Annotated in this window: 11 protein-coding genes; 6 read left to right on the top strand and 5 right to left on the bottom strand. The window is 64.1% G+C overall.

Features of this window, described 5'->3' with window-relative positions:
* Positions 1-9: 9 nt before the first annotated feature.
* Both AB6809_RS16345 and AB6809_RS16340 read left to right on the top strand, forming a co-directional pair.
* Positions 10-1,689 carry an SH3 domain-containing C40 family peptidase gene (locus AB6809_RS16345; protein ID WP_029969957.1) on the top strand — a complete coding sequence of 560 codons (1,680 nt, stop codon included), beginning with the start codon at positions 10-12 and terminating at the stop codon, positions 1,687-1,689.
* A gap of 189 nt (positions 1,690-1,878) precedes the next feature.
* On the top strand, positions 1,879-2,343 hold the full coding sequence (locus tag AB6809_RS16340; RefSeq protein WP_006048344.1) for a VOC family protein: 465 nt from the start codon (positions 1,879-1,881) through the stop codon (positions 2,341-2,343).
* A gap of 192 nt (positions 2,344-2,535) precedes the next feature.
* Here the strand turns inward: AB6809_RS16340 and AB6809_RS16335 are convergent, their stop codons facing one another.
* Complete coding sequence (locus AB6809_RS16335; protein ID WP_029969958.1) at positions 2,536-3,453, bottom strand: recombination-associated protein RdgC; 918 nt, start codon at positions 3,451-3,453, stop codon at positions 2,536-2,538.
* 249 nt (positions 3,454-3,702) lie between these two features.
* Here AB6809_RS16335 and AB6809_RS16330 point away from each other — a divergent pair, with 249 nt between their 5' ends.
* Entirely contained in the window at positions 3,703-4,035 is a 333-nt protein-coding gene (locus AB6809_RS16330; protein WP_006048346.1) for a hypothetical protein, read from the top strand.
* A 147-nt stretch (positions 4,036-4,182) separates the two neighbouring features.
* Here AB6809_RS16330 and msbA read toward each other — a convergent pair whose 3' ends face one another.
* Entirely contained in the window at positions 4,183-5,976 is a 1,794-nt protein-coding gene (msbA, locus tag AB6809_RS16325) for a lipid A export permease/ATP-binding protein MsbA (RefSeq protein ID WP_006048347.1), read from the bottom strand.
* A gap of 237 nt (positions 5,977-6,213) precedes the next feature.
* On the opposite strand from msbA, the gene AB6809_RS16320 reads away from it, so the two are divergent.
* Positions 6,214-6,999 (top strand): glycosyltransferase family 2 protein, encoded by a 786-nt coding sequence (locus AB6809_RS16320; protein ID WP_006048348.1) that lies wholly within the window; start codon positions 6,214-6,216, stop codon positions 6,997-6,999.
* 13 nt (positions 7,000-7,012) lie between these two features.
* Here the strand turns inward: AB6809_RS16320 and dnaE are convergent, their stop codons facing one another.
* Positions 7,013-10,603 (bottom strand): DNA polymerase III subunit alpha, encoded by a 3,591-nt coding sequence (gene dnaE, locus AB6809_RS16315; protein WP_006048349.1) that lies wholly within the window; start codon positions 10,601-10,603, stop codon positions 7,013-7,015.
* 402 nt (positions 10,604-11,005) lie between these two features.
* On the opposite strand from dnaE, the gene AB6809_RS16310 reads away from it, so the two are divergent.
* Together AB6809_RS16310 and gluQRS are read left to right on the top strand one after the other, a co-directional pair.
* Positions 11,006-11,869, top strand: coding sequence for a sulfurtransferase (locus AB6809_RS16310; protein ID WP_029969960.1), 864 nt, complete (start codon positions 11,006-11,008; stop codon positions 11,867-11,869).
* Positions 11,870-11,943: 74 nt separating this feature from the next.
* Positions 11,944-12,843: a tRNA glutamyl-Q(34) synthetase GluQRS gene (gene gluQRS / locus AB6809_RS16305; protein ID WP_029969961.1), complete on the top strand. Its 900-nt coding sequence runs from the start codon at positions 11,944-11,946 to the stop codon at positions 12,841-12,843.
* A gap of 172 nt (positions 12,844-13,015) precedes the next feature.
* Here the strand turns inward: gluQRS and AB6809_RS16300 are convergent, their stop codons facing one another.
* Positions 13,016-14,497, bottom strand: a complete 1,482-nt coding sequence (locus tag AB6809_RS16300; RefSeq protein WP_006048352.1) for a DEAD/DEAH box helicase — start codon at positions 14,495-14,497, stop codon at positions 13,016-13,018.
* A gap of 511 nt (positions 14,498-15,008) precedes the next feature.
* Positions 15,009-16,445, bottom strand: a complete 1,437-nt coding sequence (locus tag AB6809_RS16295; protein ID WP_029969964.1) for an aldehyde dehydrogenase family protein — start codon at positions 16,443-16,445, stop codon at positions 15,009-15,011.
* Positions 16,446-16,505 lie beyond the last annotated feature (60 nt).

Here is a 16,505-nt window from a genome sequence, read left to right as displayed (position 1 = left end):
GTTGTTCGTATGGTCCGCGTTGCCCGCATTGCACACGCGTTGCCGCATGCCTGGCGCCGTGTGGCGTCGTTCATGGCGCTCGCGTCGCTCGCGGCTCTGGCCGCTTGCAGCAATCCGTCCCAGACGCATGACGCGCGAATCGCCGCCGATAACCTCACGCTCTTTCCGCTCGCCGCCTACGACCAGAACGTCGATCACTGGCTCGAGCCCGACAGCGCCGGCTACGACAAGCCGTTCCTGAGCCCCGCCGATCAGCAGGCGCATTTCCAGGCGCTTTACGCCCGCTACTTCGGCACCGGGACGAGCGCGCCGTCGCCGTGGAACTCCGCGTATGTGACGATGCGCGTCTATCGCCAGCAAGGCGCGGATGTCGCCGCGCTGCAGCAGCGCCGCATCGCCCGCTTCGACAATACCGGCAAGAGCGGCGCGGGCATCGGTTATGGCGAGAACTTTCGTCCGCACGACAAGGCGTGGATCGACGCCATCGCGCGCAATATGAACGTCGCGCAGTTCACCGACGCGCCGGTCTACCAGCCGGCGCGGCGCGCGATCGCGACCACCAATCTGATGGTGCGCGAACTGCCGACCACCGACCCGTCGTTCTACGATCACCGTCTGGCCGGCGAAGGCTATCCGTTCGACAACCTGCAAATCTCCGCCGTGCGGCCGGGCACGCCGCTGTATGTGCTCGGTACGAGCGTCGACGGCGCATGGCATTACGTGCAGACGCCCGATGTGCAAGGCTGGGTGCGCAGCGACGGCGTCGGCATGGCGAGCGAGCGTTTCGTCGATAGCTGGCGCGCCGCGAGTGCGAAATCGCTCGGTGCGGTGATCGGTGCTTTTACGCCGGTGCGCGATAGCCGCGGCGTGTTCCGCTTCGAGGCGCCCGCAGGCACGCTGCTGCCGTTGGTGGCGGCGTCGGCGGATCGCGCGATGCGGGTTGGAAAGATGCGGGCTTCCGCGCCAGCGTCCGATGTGAGTTCGAACGACAATGAGACGGGCATGGACGCCAATGCCGCGCCTCCACCGCCGACACATCGCACGGTCCTCGTGCCCGCGCGCGGCGCGGAAGGCGAGGCGTTGATCCGCACGGCCGAACTCGACGACACGCAGATTGCGCCGATGCCGCTCGCCGCCACGCCGCGCCATCTCGCGACGCTGATGAAAGCGCTGATCGGCCGGCCTTATGGCTGGGGCAACAGCGGCCTCTACAACGATTGTTCGTCGGAACTGCAAAGCATCTTCGCGACCTTTGGCGTGTGGCTGCCGCGCCATTCGTCCACGCAGATGAGCGCCGGGCGCATGATCGATCTGTCCGCGTCGACGCCCGCGCAACGGCTTGACTATCTGGCCGCGCATGGCGTGCCGCTGCGCACGCTGATCTACATCGGCGGGCATGTGATGCTTTACATCGGCAATACGACTCGCAACGGCGTCACCGTGCCGGTGGTTTATCAGGACATCTGGGGATTGCGTCCGTCCGACAACAGCCGGCGCGCGGTGATCGGCGGCTCCGTGATTCTGCCGCTCCTCGAACACATTCCCGAGGATGCAACGCTGCAATCGCTCGCGGGCACGCCGACGTTCCAGATCAGCATACTCGGTGCACCGACCGGCGCGACTGCGCCTTCGCCAGGGTCCGCGCCGACGCCCGCCGCACCGGCTGATGAGGACAATCCGGCGGGCTAACGTCGTCTAACGATCCGTAGGACTAATAGCCGGGGCGCAGACGTGCGCACGTGCGTACGTGCGTACGTGCGCGAAATATTTTTTTCGGAGTGTCGATTCGGTGGCGACCCGTTCGTCGTAACGTTGAAAGGCTCGCTGAAACAGTCGGACTTTCAATCCACGAACCAGTTACTTCAAGGAGTCGCCGTCATGAGCAGCCCCGCTGTCAAACCGATCCCGGACGGGATGCACTCGCTCACGCCGTATCTGATTTGCGCCAACGCCGCCGAAGCCATCGCGTTTTATACAAAAGCCTTCAACGCCGTCGAGCAGTTCCGCTTGCCAGGGCCGGGCGGCAAGGTGATGCACGCGTGCCTGAAAATCGGCGATTCGATGCTGATGCTCACCGACGAATGGCCGGAGCACCAGGCGTTCGGCCCGAATCATCTGCAAGGCACGCCGGTGACGATTCACCACTATGTCGAAGATGTCGACGCAAGTTTTCAGCAAGCTGTCAATGCCGGCGCGACCGTGAAGATGCCGGTCACCGACATGTTCTGGGGCGACCGCTACGGCCAGTTGAAAGACCCGTTCGGGCATAGCTGGTCGCTGGCCACGCACAAGCGCGATCTGAGCAAGGAAGAGATCGAGCAGGCGATGGCGGCAATGAAGTAACGTCTTTTGCCGTTTGGCGACGATGGTCGGTGTGGGCCGTTATAAAGCCGGGCGCGCGCAAGCGTGCCCAACTTCGATGTCTCTGCAAAAACGGCCAGCGCGTCAATGAGTTGCGGAGATTGCGGGGTAGTTATGCACAGCCTTGCAAACAGAAACTGTGGGTAACTTTCCCCGCTGCAAACCACCCCTCTCTCAAGCCGCCCGCGCCATCGCATCGCCCTCTTCACCACCCAACGCATCGACGAGATCGCCCAGCATGCGCTCGAGTTCCGCGGTCATCAGCGTGAAGTCGGAATCGAACAGCTCGTCGTCGCCTTGAGCGGTTGGGTCGCTCGCCTCCTTCAGCACGTCGAGCGGTGCAATGCGCTTGATCGTCAGCGAAGGCGTCAGCACGAACGACACGCGGTCCTTCCACGTCATCGCGAGCCGCATGCATTGCTTGCCCGCTTCGATGTGACGGCGCATATCTTCCGCGTCCAACGTATGGCCGACGTAACGGACCGTCGCGTTGCCTTCGGTCGGCGAGCGCAATTCGGTATCCTGATCGACGGTGAAGCCGCTCGGCCCCTCACCGGAAAGCAGCCACTCGGTCATGGCCGCGACCGGCGATTGCGTGACGCGCACCGTGCCGAGCGGCAACTGATCAATCGACTTCACCAGCAGGCCGCGCACTTCGTCGGCGACCGTCTGTGACGCCGCGTCGATCACCAGCCAGCCGTTGCGGCAATCGATCCACACGCGCGTATCGCGGCGAATGCTAAAGGCGCGCGGCAACAGTTCGTCGGTGACCTGCTCCTTGAGTTCGCGCATCTGCTTGCGGCCAGGTTTGAAGCCCTGCTGCTCTTCGAGTTCGGCGGCACGCGCTTTCGTCACTTGCGTGACGACCGAAGCCGGCAGCAGCTTCTTCTCCGTGCGGAACGTGAGCAGCAACTGGCCGTTCAGCGCATAAACGAGCGAGTCGTTATCGCGCGGCGACGCCCAGCCGTGGCTTTGCATTTCGACGCTATTGCCGGGCGCGAACGCGTGCGGCGCGAGCCACTTTTCCATTTGTTCCGCCGTGACGGACCACGGAGCGGGAAGACGGTGAAGCTGTAGGTTTTTGAACCACATAGGCGAGATGTCCGACGGGCAAAGCGCGTCATTCTATATGACGGCGCTGGTCAAGCAACTGCGGTGGCCAATTGGCCGATGTCCGCTGGGGCTTCATGAAAAGTCCGCAATGTGCTGCGTCGGTGGCCATTCGTCTGAGGCGCGGTCAAGCCGTAATCGTTTAATGGTTTTGCCGTAGTCGTCGAGGCCCGCGCTTCGCCGCTAAATCGCCTAGACTTTCCGATATGCGCGACGAAGACGGAGGGGGCCATGGCCGACGAAACCGCACCTTGGCAAATGGTCGAATACGAGGGCTTCGAGATTCACGTGGCGCTCATGCCAAAGAATGAGCCGGACGAAGGCAACGCGTCCTACGCGCCGCCGAACGAGGCGAATAACCGCTACACGTATGTCGGCTACGTCTGTCATCCGGGCGCGGACCCGTCGATTCCCGGTCACGCGGTCCCGTTTCATGCGGACGGCGAGGAAAGCTTCGCCAGCAAGGACGACGCGCTGTACGAAGGCGTGCACGTGGGACGCAGCATTGTCGATGGCACGCATCCGGATTTGACCGTGCTGCCGCTGGTCACGGGCGGTGTTTGAGCGTCTGTCGTCAATCACCCGGCAACGGCACGCCGATCGGCACTAGCAAGCCAGCGTTGCCATCTTCCAGCAAGTCCCGCGGCCCGGTCGGGTAACCAGAACCGTGGAACGGAGACGCCGCTGGCAGGCGACGCAACTGCCGGACACTTATGCCGCACTCTGCTGAAACTGAATCCGATGCAGATGCGCGTACAACCCGTTCTGTGCCAGCAGTTCCCGATGACTGCCGCACTCGACGATATGCCCCGCCTCCATCACGAGGATGCGGTTCGCGCGCTCGATGGTGGACAGCCGGTGCGCGATGACGAGCGTGGTGCGGCCTTTCATCAGCGTTTCGAGCGCGGCCTGCACGTGGCGCTCGGACTCCGAATCCAGCGCCGACGTGGCTTCGTCGAGAATCAGGATCGGCGCGTCCTTGTAGATGGCGCGCGCGATCGCGAGACGCTGGCGCTGGCCGCCGGACAGCATCATGCCGTTGTCGCCGACGAGCGTGTCGATGCCGTTGGGCATCGCGTCGACCGTGTCCCACAGGTTGGCCGCGCGTAGCGCCGCGGTCACCCTGTCGCGATCGGCCGTCTGGCCGTAAGCGACGTTGTTGGCCACCGTGTCGTTGAAGAGCACGACGTCCTGGCTCACCATCGCGATCTGGCTGCGCAGCGCGTGCAGGTCGTACTCGGGAAGCGCGACGCCGTCGACGAGAATCTCGCCGCCGGTCGGATCGAAAAAGCGCGGCAGCAGGTTCACCAGCGTGGTCTTGCCGCTGCCCGACGGACCCGCGAGCGCGACCATTTCACCCGGCGCCACCTTGAACGAAACCTTGTCCAGCGTGTGGCGATTGTGCGTCGCGTTGGCGCTGTACATGAACGAGACGTCGCGGAACTCCACTTCGCCGCGCGCGCGCTCGAGCGGCTTGCCGCCGCCCGCTGGCTCCGCCGGTTCGTCGATCAGGCCGAAGATCAGCTCGGCCGCCGTCATGCCCCGCTGCAGCGGCTGGTTCACATCCATCAGATGCTTGAGCGGCGAGATGATCAGCAGCATTGACGTGACGAAGGCGACGAAGCCGCCGACCGTGGTCTGATCCGACGACGACTGCACCACCGCGATCGTGATCACGACGGCAAGCGCGATGGACGCGAGGAACTGCGTCAGCGGTTGAGCGAGTCCGCCCGAGACCGTCATGCGCATCGCGTAGCCGCGCAGACGCTTGCTCATCGACGAGAAGCGGTCCATCTCGTACTTCTCGCCGTTATGAACCTTGACGACCTTGTAGCCGCCCACGGTTTCCTCGACGATGTAGGACAGCTCGTTGGTCAGCAGTTGATGCTCGCGGTTCAGCCGCCGCAGCCGGCGATTGATCTTGCCGACCAGCCAGCCGATGCCCGGCAGCAGCACCGCGACGATCAGCGTGAGCCGCCAGTTCAGATAGAACAGATAGCCGAGCAGGAAGACGACCGTGAGCGAGTCGCGCACCAGCGTGACCAACACGCTCAACAGCACGTTGAGAATCTGGTTGACCTCGAAGACGATCGCGTTGATCACCGTGCTCGCGGTTTCGCGCTGAAAAAACGCGACGCTCGTGTGAATCATGCGGTCGAACATGCGCAGCCGCAGTTCGAGCAGGATCTTGTTGGAGACGTATGCGAGCAGATAACCGGACGCATATTGCGACACGCCTCGAATCAGCGCGAGGCCGATCACGGCGACGGGCACGAACCATTTCGCGTTATCGCTTGCATGCGCGCCGAAACCTTTGTCGAGCAGCGGCTTGAGCAACGCGGGAATGGCGGCGTCGGTGGCGGCGCTTGCGGCCATCGCGATAATGGCCCCGATGATCACCCACAAGAGCGGCTTGACGAACGGCCACAGGCGCCGGAAAACGACGGCGGGCGACGACGCTTCGCCTTCACCGATGGGTTTGCTTAACGTTGGCTTCGCGCTCAAGGAATCCTCTGGGAATGCGGAACGAGATTCGCGCCGGCGACCGGCTGCCCGCGGCGCGAAGATCGAAAAGCAGCATTGTAAACGGTTGGTGTGGACGCTCGGCCGACGTTTTTGGGGGGTTGCGCCGCTTGCCGAAACATCGTATTGCCCGGGTATACTTGCGCGGCCCGTTGCGCCTCACCGCGCGATCCCTTGCGTCGCTCCGCCTTCACGCCACTCGCCATCACCACTTCAGGTATGCAAGAAACTACCCTCGGCGTCGCCATCATCACTAAAAACGCGGCGGCGCGGCTCGCCGAATGCCTGCGGTCCGTGGCCTTTGCGGACCAGATTGTCGTGATCGACGGCGGCAGCGTCGACGGCACTGCCGACATTGCCCGCGCGCACGGCGCCCAGGTGATCGAACAGACCGACTGGCCAGGCTTCGGCCCGCAAAAGAACCGCGCGGTGAACGCGCTCAACACCGCCTGGATTCTCTCGCTCGACGCCGACGAGATCGTTTCGCCGGAGCTTGCCGCGTCGATCCGCGCGGCGCTCGCGGCACCCGCCGCCGACGTCTATGCGGTAGACCGTTTGTCGAGTTTTTGCGGGCACTGGATTCATCACAGCGGCTGGTATCCGGACTGGATTCCGCGCCTCTTCAAGCGCGGCGCCGCGCGTTTCTCGGACGACCTCGTTCACGAACGGCTTGTCTTCGACACGCCCGCGCAACGCCTCACCGGCAAGCTGATGCACTACTCGTACGAGGACTTCGAGTCCGTGCTGCGCAAACTCGATGCCTATTCGAGCGCCGGCGCGCTGCAGCGTCATGCGGCGGGCCAGCGCGGCAGCTTCGGCAAGGCGCTTGGCCGCGGCGCGTGGGCCTTTGTGCGGACTTACCTGTTGCGCCGAGGCTTTCTGGACGGCCGCGCCGGCTTCATGATCGCGATGTTCAACGCGGAGACGGTGTACTACCGGTTTCTGAAGCTTGCGCGACTCGGGGAAGCGTCGCGCTCGAAGCCGGGCTCACAGCAACGCCCGTAGCAGCGACACACCCTTAATACACAATCTCGATCGCGCTGCCGGCGAACTGGCCGCGCAGATCGGCCAGCAATTCGTCGGTCGGCTTCACGCGCCAGGCGTCGCCAAGACGCATTTCGCCCTCGGCATTCTCGCTTCGATACACGATCTGAACCGCGAGCCCGTTCGGGATTTGCACCGGCTGACGCTGGCGTCCGTTGTCGCCGCCGTAGCCGCCACCGAAGCCGCCGCTACCGCCATTGCGCCCGCCGCCGTTGCCGCGCGCCGAAGCCGCGGGTGCCGGCGCCGCCTGCGGCTCATCCTTGCCCGCGCTATGCGCTTCGAGCACGCGCCGCAGCGCCAGCGCGTCGGCGTTGCCGTTCATCTTCACTTTCACGGCCTCTGCGTAACGGCAGCGTGCGCGGCCGAGGTCCATGACCGTATCCACCGTGAAGCGGATGCCGCCCGTGAACGCGTCGTTGCGCGCCTGGCCCTGCACGACCAGCAACTCGTCTTCCTTGAAGAGTTGCTTGTTCGCCTCGAAAGTCTCGTTGAACACCGTCACTTCGCATTGACCGGTGCCGTCGTCGAGCAGCGCGATCAGCATCTTGCCGCGCTGGGTCATCTGCGTGCGCAGCGACGCGATGATGCCCGCGACCAGCTTGTCGCGCCCTTCTTTCAATTCGCCGATCTTCTGCCGCACGAAGCGCCGCACTTCGTCCTTGTAGGCGTCGAACAGATGGCCCGACAGATAAAAGCCGAGTGCGGCCTTCTCTTCCTGGAGCTTCTTCTTTTCCGGCCACTCGGGTTCGTCGACGAGTTCGTGGCCTTGCGACGGCGCGTCGCCCATATCGAACAAACCGGCCTGCAACGCATTCGCGCTCGCCTGTTCGGCGGCTTCCATCGCGAGCGAAACGGACGCGATGAGTTGCGCGCGATTCTGATGCAAAGTATCGAACGCGCCGGCGCGAATCAGTGCTTCGACCGTGCGGCGATTAACCACGCGACGGTCGATCCGGTTGCAGAAATCGAAGATGTCGATAAACGGACCGTCTTCGCGCGCGCGCAAAATTTCTTCGATCGCATTCTGCCCGCTGCCCTTGATTGCGCCCAGGCCGTAGCGGATGGTTTTCGAGCGCTTGCCGTCAGGCTCCGCAACCGGTTCGAAACGATACGCCGACAGGTTGATGTCCGGCGGCAGCACCGTCATCTTGTTCGTGATGCAGTCTTCGAACAGGATCTTGACCTTGTCCGTGTCGTCCATCGCGAGCGACATATTCGCCGCCATGAATTCCGCCGGATGGTGCGCCTTCAGCCACGCGGTGTAATACGCGAGCAACGCATACGCGGCCGCGTGCGACTTGTTGAAGCCGTAGCCCGCGAACTTCTCCATCAAGTCGAAAATTTCGTCGGCCTTCTCGCCGGTCAGGCCATTCTTCGCGGCGCCCTGGCGGAACAACTCGCGATGCTGGGCCATTTCCTCGGCCTTCTTCTTGCCCATCGCGCGACGCAGCAAGTCCGCGCCGCCGAGCGAGTAGCCGCCGATGATCTGCGCCATCTGCATCACCTGCTCCTGGTAGACCATGATGCCGTAGGTCTCTTTCAGAACAGGTTCGACGCGCGGATCCGGATACTCGACCACTTCGCGCCCGTGCTTACGCGCGCAGAAACTCGGGATCAGGTCCATCGGGCCCGGACGATACAACGCGACGAGCGCGATGATGTCTTCGAAGCGGTCGGGCTGCGCGTCCTTCAGCATGCCCTGCATGCCGCGGCTTTCCAGCTGGAACACGGCGACCGTATTCGCTTTCTTGAGAATCGAAAATGACGCGGGATCGTCGAGCGGCACTTGCGCGAGCGACCAGTCTTTCTTCGACGGATCGAGACGGCGGATATAGCGCTCGGCCCAGTCGAGAATCGTGAGCGTGGTCAGGCCCAAGAAGTCGAACTTGACGAGGCCGACGGCTTCGACGTCGTCCTTGTCGTACTGGCTCACGACGCCGCTTTCGTCGCCCTGCGTGTACAGCGGGCAAAAGTCGGTCAGCTTGCCGGGCGCGATCAGCACGCCGCCCGCATGCATGCCGACGTTACGCGTGAGACCTTCGACGCGTTGCGCGAGCTCGAGCAACTGATGCACCTCGTCTTCGTTGTCGAAGCGCTCCTGCAAGAGCGGCTCTTCCTTCATCGCGTCGGCGATCGTGACGTGCTTGCCCGGCTTGAACGGAATCAGCTTGGCGATGCCGTCGGTGAACATATAGCCGAGATCGAGCACGCGGCCGATGTCGCGCACCGCCGCCTTCGCCGCCATCGTGCCGAAGGTCGCGATCTGCGAGACGGCGTCCGCGCCGTACTTCTCCTTCACGTACTGGATCACGCGGTCGCGCCCGTGCTGGCAGAAGTCGATGTCGAAGTCGGGCATCGACACACGTTCCGGGTTCAGGAAACGTTCGAACAGCAGGTTGTAGCGCAGCGGATCGAGGTCGGTCACGCCGAGCGCGTACGCGACGAGCGAGCCCGCGCCCGAACCCCGGCCCGGCCCCACCGGCACGCCGTTGTTCTTTGCCCAGTTGATGAAGTCCGCGACGATCAGGAAGTAGCCCGGAAAGCCCATCTTGATGATCGTGCCGCACTCGAATTCGAGCCGCTGGTAATACGTGTCGCGCTGCGCGGCGCGCTCGGCTTCATCGGGGTACAACTGCTCGAGACGCTTTTCCAGGCCCTCTTTCGACAGATGCACGAGGTAGTCGTCGAGCGACATGCCGTCGGGCGTCGGAAAGAGCGGCAGTTTCGGCTTGCCGAGTTCGAGTGTGAGATTGCAGCGCTTGGCGATCTCCACCGTATTGGCAAGCGCCGACGGAATGTCCGCGAACAGCGCGGTCATTTCGTCTTGCGTGCGGAAATACTGCTCGGGCGTAAAGCGCTTCTGACGCCGCGGATTCGCGAGAATGTCGCCTTCGGAAATACACACGCGCGCTTCGTGCGCGGTGAAGTCGTCGGGCGTCATGAACTGCATCGGGTGCGTGGCGACCACCGGCAGTTTCAGCGACGCCGCGAGCGCGACCGCCTGCTGCACGTACTGCTCGCCGCCCGGCTGACCGCAGCGCTGCAACTCGATGTAGAAGCCGCCCGGAAACACCTTCGCCCAGTGCAGCGCGTTGCGCTTTGCCGCCTCCTGATTGCCGGCGGCAAGCGCCAAGCCGATGTCGCCCTGCTGCGCGCCCGACAACGCGAGCAAGCCTTCGCCGAGGCCGGATTCCAACCAGCCGGCCTCGATTTCCGCGCGTCCGCGATACTGGTTCGTGAGCGAAGCCTTGCTTAGCAACTCGCACAGATTCAGATAGCCGCGCCGGTCTTTCACCAGTAGCAACAGGCGCGAAGGCTTGTCGCGGTCGTCGGGATTCGTGATCCAGACGTCGCAGCCGGCAATGGGTTTGACCCCTTTGCCGCGCGCTTCCTTGTAGAAACGAACGAGACCGAACGCGTTGCCGAGGTCGGTGAGAGCGAGCGCGCCCTGACCGTCTTTGGCGGCCGCCTTGACGACGTCGTCAAGACGCACGATGCCGTCGGCGATCGAGAATTCGGAGTGGACGCGGAGATGGACGAAGCGGGGATCTGACATGGGCGACATTGTAACCCCAGCCTCCCGGAGATTTCAGCCGCAAAACCGCGCGTTAGCCATCCGGCCTAAGACGCTGACGCGCGAGCCGCGGGCGTCGACAGTTTCCAGGCTTTTCTGCGCGTCGCTTTGTTCGCGCGGCGGCATCGTGCGGCGACATACAGGCGCGTAAGTTTGGCCGTGGTTTGCGCTAACGCAAGCGGCTGGCCGTTTGGCCGAATCGGGGAAAGCGCCGGCTTGAGGGATAATATGGGTTTCGCCTATCCGACGTGGCTGCGGCGCAAGGCATTCAAACGCTCTGACGCGTTCGAGTGCATCCAACAGGCTTTCGGGCTCGCGAGGCATGCGCGCCGCCCGCGGTCGCACCGCGCGCCCGCCTGGCCCCACGCCGCCACTTATTACCGCTGGACACCCATGAGTATCGTCAATCTCGCCGCGTATCATTTCGCGACCATCGAAGACACCGCCGCCTGGCGTCCGCACGTCACCGAGCGCTGCAATGCGCTCGGCTTGCGCGGCACTATTCTGCTCGCGCCCGAAGGCATCAACCTGTTCGTCGCGGGCACGCGCGAGAACACGGACGCCTTTATCGACTACATCCGTCACGATCCGCTGTTCGAAGGCAAGTTCGCGAACCTGCAGTTCAAGGAAAGCCTGTCGGACAAGCAGCCGTTCACGCGCATGCTCGTCAAGCTCAAGCGCGAAATCATCACGATGAAGAAGCCGGCCATTCGCCCGGAACTCGGCCGCGCGCCATTCGTCGACGCCTCCACGCTGAAGACATGGCTCGACCGCGGTCACGACGACCAGGGCCGTCCCGTCGTCATGCTCGACACGCGTAACGCGTTCGAAGTGGATGTCGGCACCTTCGACAATGCGCTCGACTATCGCATCACCAAGTTCAGCGAATTCCCGGAAGTGATCGAGCAGAATCGCGCGGACCTGGAAGGCAAGACAGTCGTGTCGTTCTGCACGGGCGGCATTCGCTGCGAGAAGGCCGCGATCCATATGAAAGAGGTCGGCATCGAGCACGTGTATCAGCTCGAAGGCGGCATCCTCAAATATTTCGAGGAAGTGGGCGGCGCGCATTATCACGGCGACTGCTTTGTGTTCGATTACCGCACGGCCCTCAATCCGCAGCTCGAGCCGACCGCGACTGCGCAGTGCTTCGGCTGCCGTGCGGTGGTGACGCCCGAAGAGCAAAAATCGCCGATGTATGTGGCGGGCAAGACGTGCCCGCACTGCCATCCGGACAGCAAGGCGGCGCGCGCGGCTTAAGCGGCTTGGCGCGGCGGCGTTTTTCGCCGCCCGCTTCTCACGGCGCACGGAATCAATCTCCAACGCATCGATTCATGACCTATCGCGGACGCTTCGCGCCCTCGCCTACCGGACCACTGCACTTCGGCTCGCTGGTGAGCGCGCTCGCAAGCTGGCTCGACGCGCGCGCGCATCGCGGCGCATGGCTCGTTCGCGTCGAAGATATTGACGGCCCGCGCACGGCGCCGGGCGCCGCGCAGGACATTCTCACCACGCTCGAGCGCTTCGGCATGCGCGCCGACGAGCCGCCCGTCTGGCAAAGCACCCGCATCGAGCGTTACAGCCAAGCGCTGGAACAGTTGAAGGCGGCCGGCTTCGTCTATCCGTGCGGCTGTACGCGCAAGGAAATCGCCGACTCGCTGCTGCATGCGCATGCGCGCAACACGACGCTCGCCTATCCCGGCACGTGCCGCAACGGCCTGCACGGCAAGCCGGCGCGCGCGTGGCGGCTGCGCGTGCCGGACGGCGACGCGGCTGTCATCACATTCGAAGATCGCTGGCAGGGCAGGCAGACGCAAAATCTCGCCACCGAAGTCGGCGATTTCGTGCTGAGACGCGCGGACGACCAGTGGGCATATCAACTGGCCGTGGTTGTCGACGACGCCGACGCGGGCATCACGCACATTGTGCGAGGCGCGGATCTGATGGACTCGACGGCGCGGCAGATTTACCTTCAGCAATGCCTCGGCGTGCCGACGCCCCGCTACCTGCATGTACCGGTGGTGACGAACGAGCACGGTGAAAAGCTGAGCAAGCAGAACGGAGCGACCGCGCTCGACTGCGACAAGCCGCTCGAAGCGCTTAACGCGGCGGCAACGCACCTGGGATTGAATCTGGAGGATGGCGGCGCGAGCGGCTCAGTGCACGCCACGCTGGATGATTTTTACGCCGCAGCTACTGCGGCATGGTCGAAGAAAATGCGCTTGGCGGTGTGATATGCGCTTGGCCGTGTCACGGCCAACTAACGCGCCTGGCAATGCGTGCGCGGCGGTCGAAACGGCTTCGCGCGAAGTCTTGACGGGGAGCCGCGGCCCGGACAAAACGGGAAGCACCGCAACAGCGTCAACTAGCTGGCGAGCCCGCACGACGAGCCCGCAACAACCAACCTTACGACGACGACTTCCGCGGCATGCCAAACCCGCCCAGCAACGCCGCGAGCGGCTGCTTCGAAGACGGCTTCTGCGGCGCGGACCCTGCGGCCTCGGCCTCTTCCACCTTGCGAACCGAAGCGGGCGACGGCTCGTAAGGCTTCAGGAAAAAATCGTCCACGGGCTGCGCGCGGTGATGATGCGGCCGGTCGTACGAACCCGACGGCGCACCCGAACGGCGGCGAGCGCCCCGCTCTTCACGACCCTCACGGCCCTCGCGACCTTCGCTGCGCTCACGGCGCGGCGCGCGCTCTTCGTGATGATGACGCACAGGCGTGTCCACGGTCAGACGCAGCACCTCGAGCGGACGCTTGATGAGCTTCTCGATGTCCGCCAGTTGCTTGCGCTCGTTCGGGCTGCACAGCGACAACGCGTCGCCGGAAGCGCCCGCGCGGCCCGTGCGGCCGATACGGTGCACATAGTCTTCCGCGTTGAACGGCAGATCGAAGTTGATCACGGCCGGCAATTCGGCGATGTCCAGACCGCGCGCGGCGACGTCCGTTGCGACCAGCGCCTCGATCTCGCCGCGCTTGAACGCGTCGAGCGCCTGCATACGCTCGTTCTGCGTTCGGTCGCCGTGAATCGCGGTCGCGACCACGCCGTCGCGCTCCAGGCTGCGCGCCAGACGGCTCGCGCCGATCTTGCTGTTGCAGAACACGATCACCTGCTTGAGGCTGCGCTCGCGGATCAACTGGACGACGGCGCCGGTCTTGTCGCCCTCGGCCACTTCATAGACGATCTGCGTGACATTGGTCGCCGTCGAGTTGCTGCGCGCGACTTCGATGGTTTGCGGATCGCGCAGATACGTGGCCGCGAGCTTCTTGATTTCGCCGGAGAATGTGGCCGAAAACAGCAGCGTCTGACGCTCTTTCGGCAGCAGATTCAGAATGCGCTGCAAGTCCGGCAGGAAGCCCATGTCGAGCATCCGGTCGGCTTCGTCGAGCACGAGGATCTGCACCTGGCCCAGATTGGCGGTTTTCTGCTGCACGTGATCGAGCAGACGGCCCGGCGTGGCGATCAGAATTTCGACGCCGCGGCGCAACTGCTCGGACTGCGGGTTCATGTCCACGCCGCCGAACACCACGGCGCTGCGCAGCGCCGTGTGCTTCGCATACGACTGGACGTTCGCGGCGACCTGGTCGGCCAGTTCACGGGTCGGCGTGAGGATCAGCGCGCGCACCGGATGGCGCGCGGGCGACGCGCTCGTGCTCGCCTGCGGCAACAGCCGCTGGATGATCGGCAGCGAAAAACTCGCGGTCTTGCCGGTGCCGGTTTGCGCGGCGCCCATGACGTCGCGGCCTGCCAGCACGACAGGAATGGCCTGCGCCTGAATCGGCGTGGGCGTGGTGTAGCCCGATTCCTTGACTGCTTTCAGGATGTCGGGCGCGAGACCGAATTGGTCAAAAGTCGCAGTGCTGGGCGTGACGGCTGTGTCGGACATGGTGGCTTTCGCTAAAAATGCGCTTGGCGCGTGCGCGCGGCAGCGGTCGGAACCGCAGAAGGCATCAGGATGAAGGCGGAGCCACGGCGTTCCGCACGGGACCCGTCGCTATTGCGGGAAAGGATGCGGCCGGCTCCGGCCGGCGGAAATACCCGCCGGAAAGGCCGGTATTGTAGCACTTCAGCAAAAACACTCATGGCGCATGCGCCGGCTTTCTGCTTGTGCGGCAAAGGCACGGCGCCGCATCCCGGCGCGCGCCGCCGTGCGCCTCGCCCGGCGAGCGTAGTGCGTTGAAACGACAGTCGCATGACAGAGCGGAAAAGCGGTTTTGCGGGACCGTGCTGCTGTCGTCGCAGCAGGTCCACGCAGGCGCAGCGTCGAGCGACACCTTGGCCGCCGCTATTCGGCCCATTTTGCGGCCGCTACAGGCAATCGCGTGCATTGCCGCTGCGCGCGCCGCCCGTGAATCTCGCCGCCTCGCCAACTCGCGTGCCTCACCAACTCTTATGCCTCACCACGTCTCGCGCATCACCATCAGACGCAGCTCGGTCATGTCCTCGATCGCGTAGCGCACGCCCTCGCGCCCGAGCCCCGAGTCCTTCACGCCGCCATAAGGCATGTTGTCGACGCGGAACGACGGCACGTCGTTGATCACCACGCCGCCCACTTCCAGTTCGTCCCACGCGCGGTGCGCGTGCGCGAGCGAATCGGTGAAGACGCCCGCCTGCAGGCCGAAGTCGCTGTCGTTGACGGTCGCGAGCGCCGCGCCGAAATCGTCGAAACGCTCCAGAATGGCGACCGGCCCGAACGCTTCCTTGCGATACAGGTCGGTGTCGCGCTTCACGCCTTCGAGCAGCGTCGCCTCGAACATCGCGCCTTCCACCTTTCCGCCCGCGACGATTTTCGCTCCCGCCTGCACCGCGCTTTCCATCCAGCCGGCGAGGCGCTTCGATTCCGATTCGGAGATCATCGGCCCGACGAAGGTCTTTTCGTCCTTCGGATCGCCCATCACCAGCGACTTGGTTTTGGCAATCAGCTTTTCGCGCAGCGCATCGTAGAGGCTCGCGTGCACGAGAATGCGCTGCACGCCGATACAGCTTTGCCCCGACTGATAGAACGCGCCGAACGCGAGCCGGTCGACCACGTAGTCGAGCTTGCCGCCCTGATCGCCGTCGACGATCGCGGCCGCATTGCCGCCCAGTTCGAGAATCACCTTCTTCTTGCCGGCCTTTTTCTTCAGCTCCCAGCCCACCGCCGGCGAGCCGGTGAACGACAGCAGCTTGAAGCGTTCGTCGGTGGTGAAAAGATCGGCGCCGTCGCGATGCGCGGGAAGAATTGAGAACGCGCCCTTCGGCAAGTCCGTTTCCGCGAGAATTTCGCCCATGATCAGCGCGCCGACCGGCGTGCGGCTCGCCGGCTTCAGCACGAACGGCACGCCCGCGGCAATCGCCGGCGCGACCTTGTGCGCGGTCAGATTCAGCGGAAAATTAAACGGCGAGATAAACGAGCACGGGCCGATCGGCACGCGCTTTACATAGCCGCGATAGCCGTTGGCGCGCGGCGAAATCTGCAGATTGACGATTTCGCCGTCGATGCGCACGGCTTCCTCGGCCGCGACCTTGAACGTGTCGATTAGCCGCGTGACTTCACCCTTCGAATCGTTGATCGGCTTGCCCGCCTCGATGCACAGCGCGAGCGCGAGTTCGTCGTAACGTTCGCGAAAGCGCTTCACGCAATGTTCGAGCACCGCCTGGCGCTTGAACGGCTGGAACGCGCGCAGCGCGGGCATTGCATCGACCGCGAAGCCGATCGCCTTGTCGATCGCGGCCGCATCGGCCATCGCGACGCGCGTCGCGACTTCGCCGCTGAATTTGTCGGTGACTTCGAGATCCGTATTCGCAGCCACCGCTTCGTTCGCGAGGTAGTACGGGTAGGTCTTGTTCAACATCACGCGTTCTCCTTCCGATAGATGACAGCGGCAACTCGGGCCTTCTTGCACGAGCAGGAG

This window comes from Paraburkholderia sp. RCC_158 (genome assembly GCF_041355255.1).
In the GTDB taxonomy this organism is placed as follows: domain Bacteria; phylum Pseudomonadota; class Gammaproteobacteria; order Burkholderiales; family Burkholderiaceae; genus Paraburkholderia; species Paraburkholderia graminis.
This window is presented reverse-complemented; position numbering and strand designations above follow the sequence as displayed.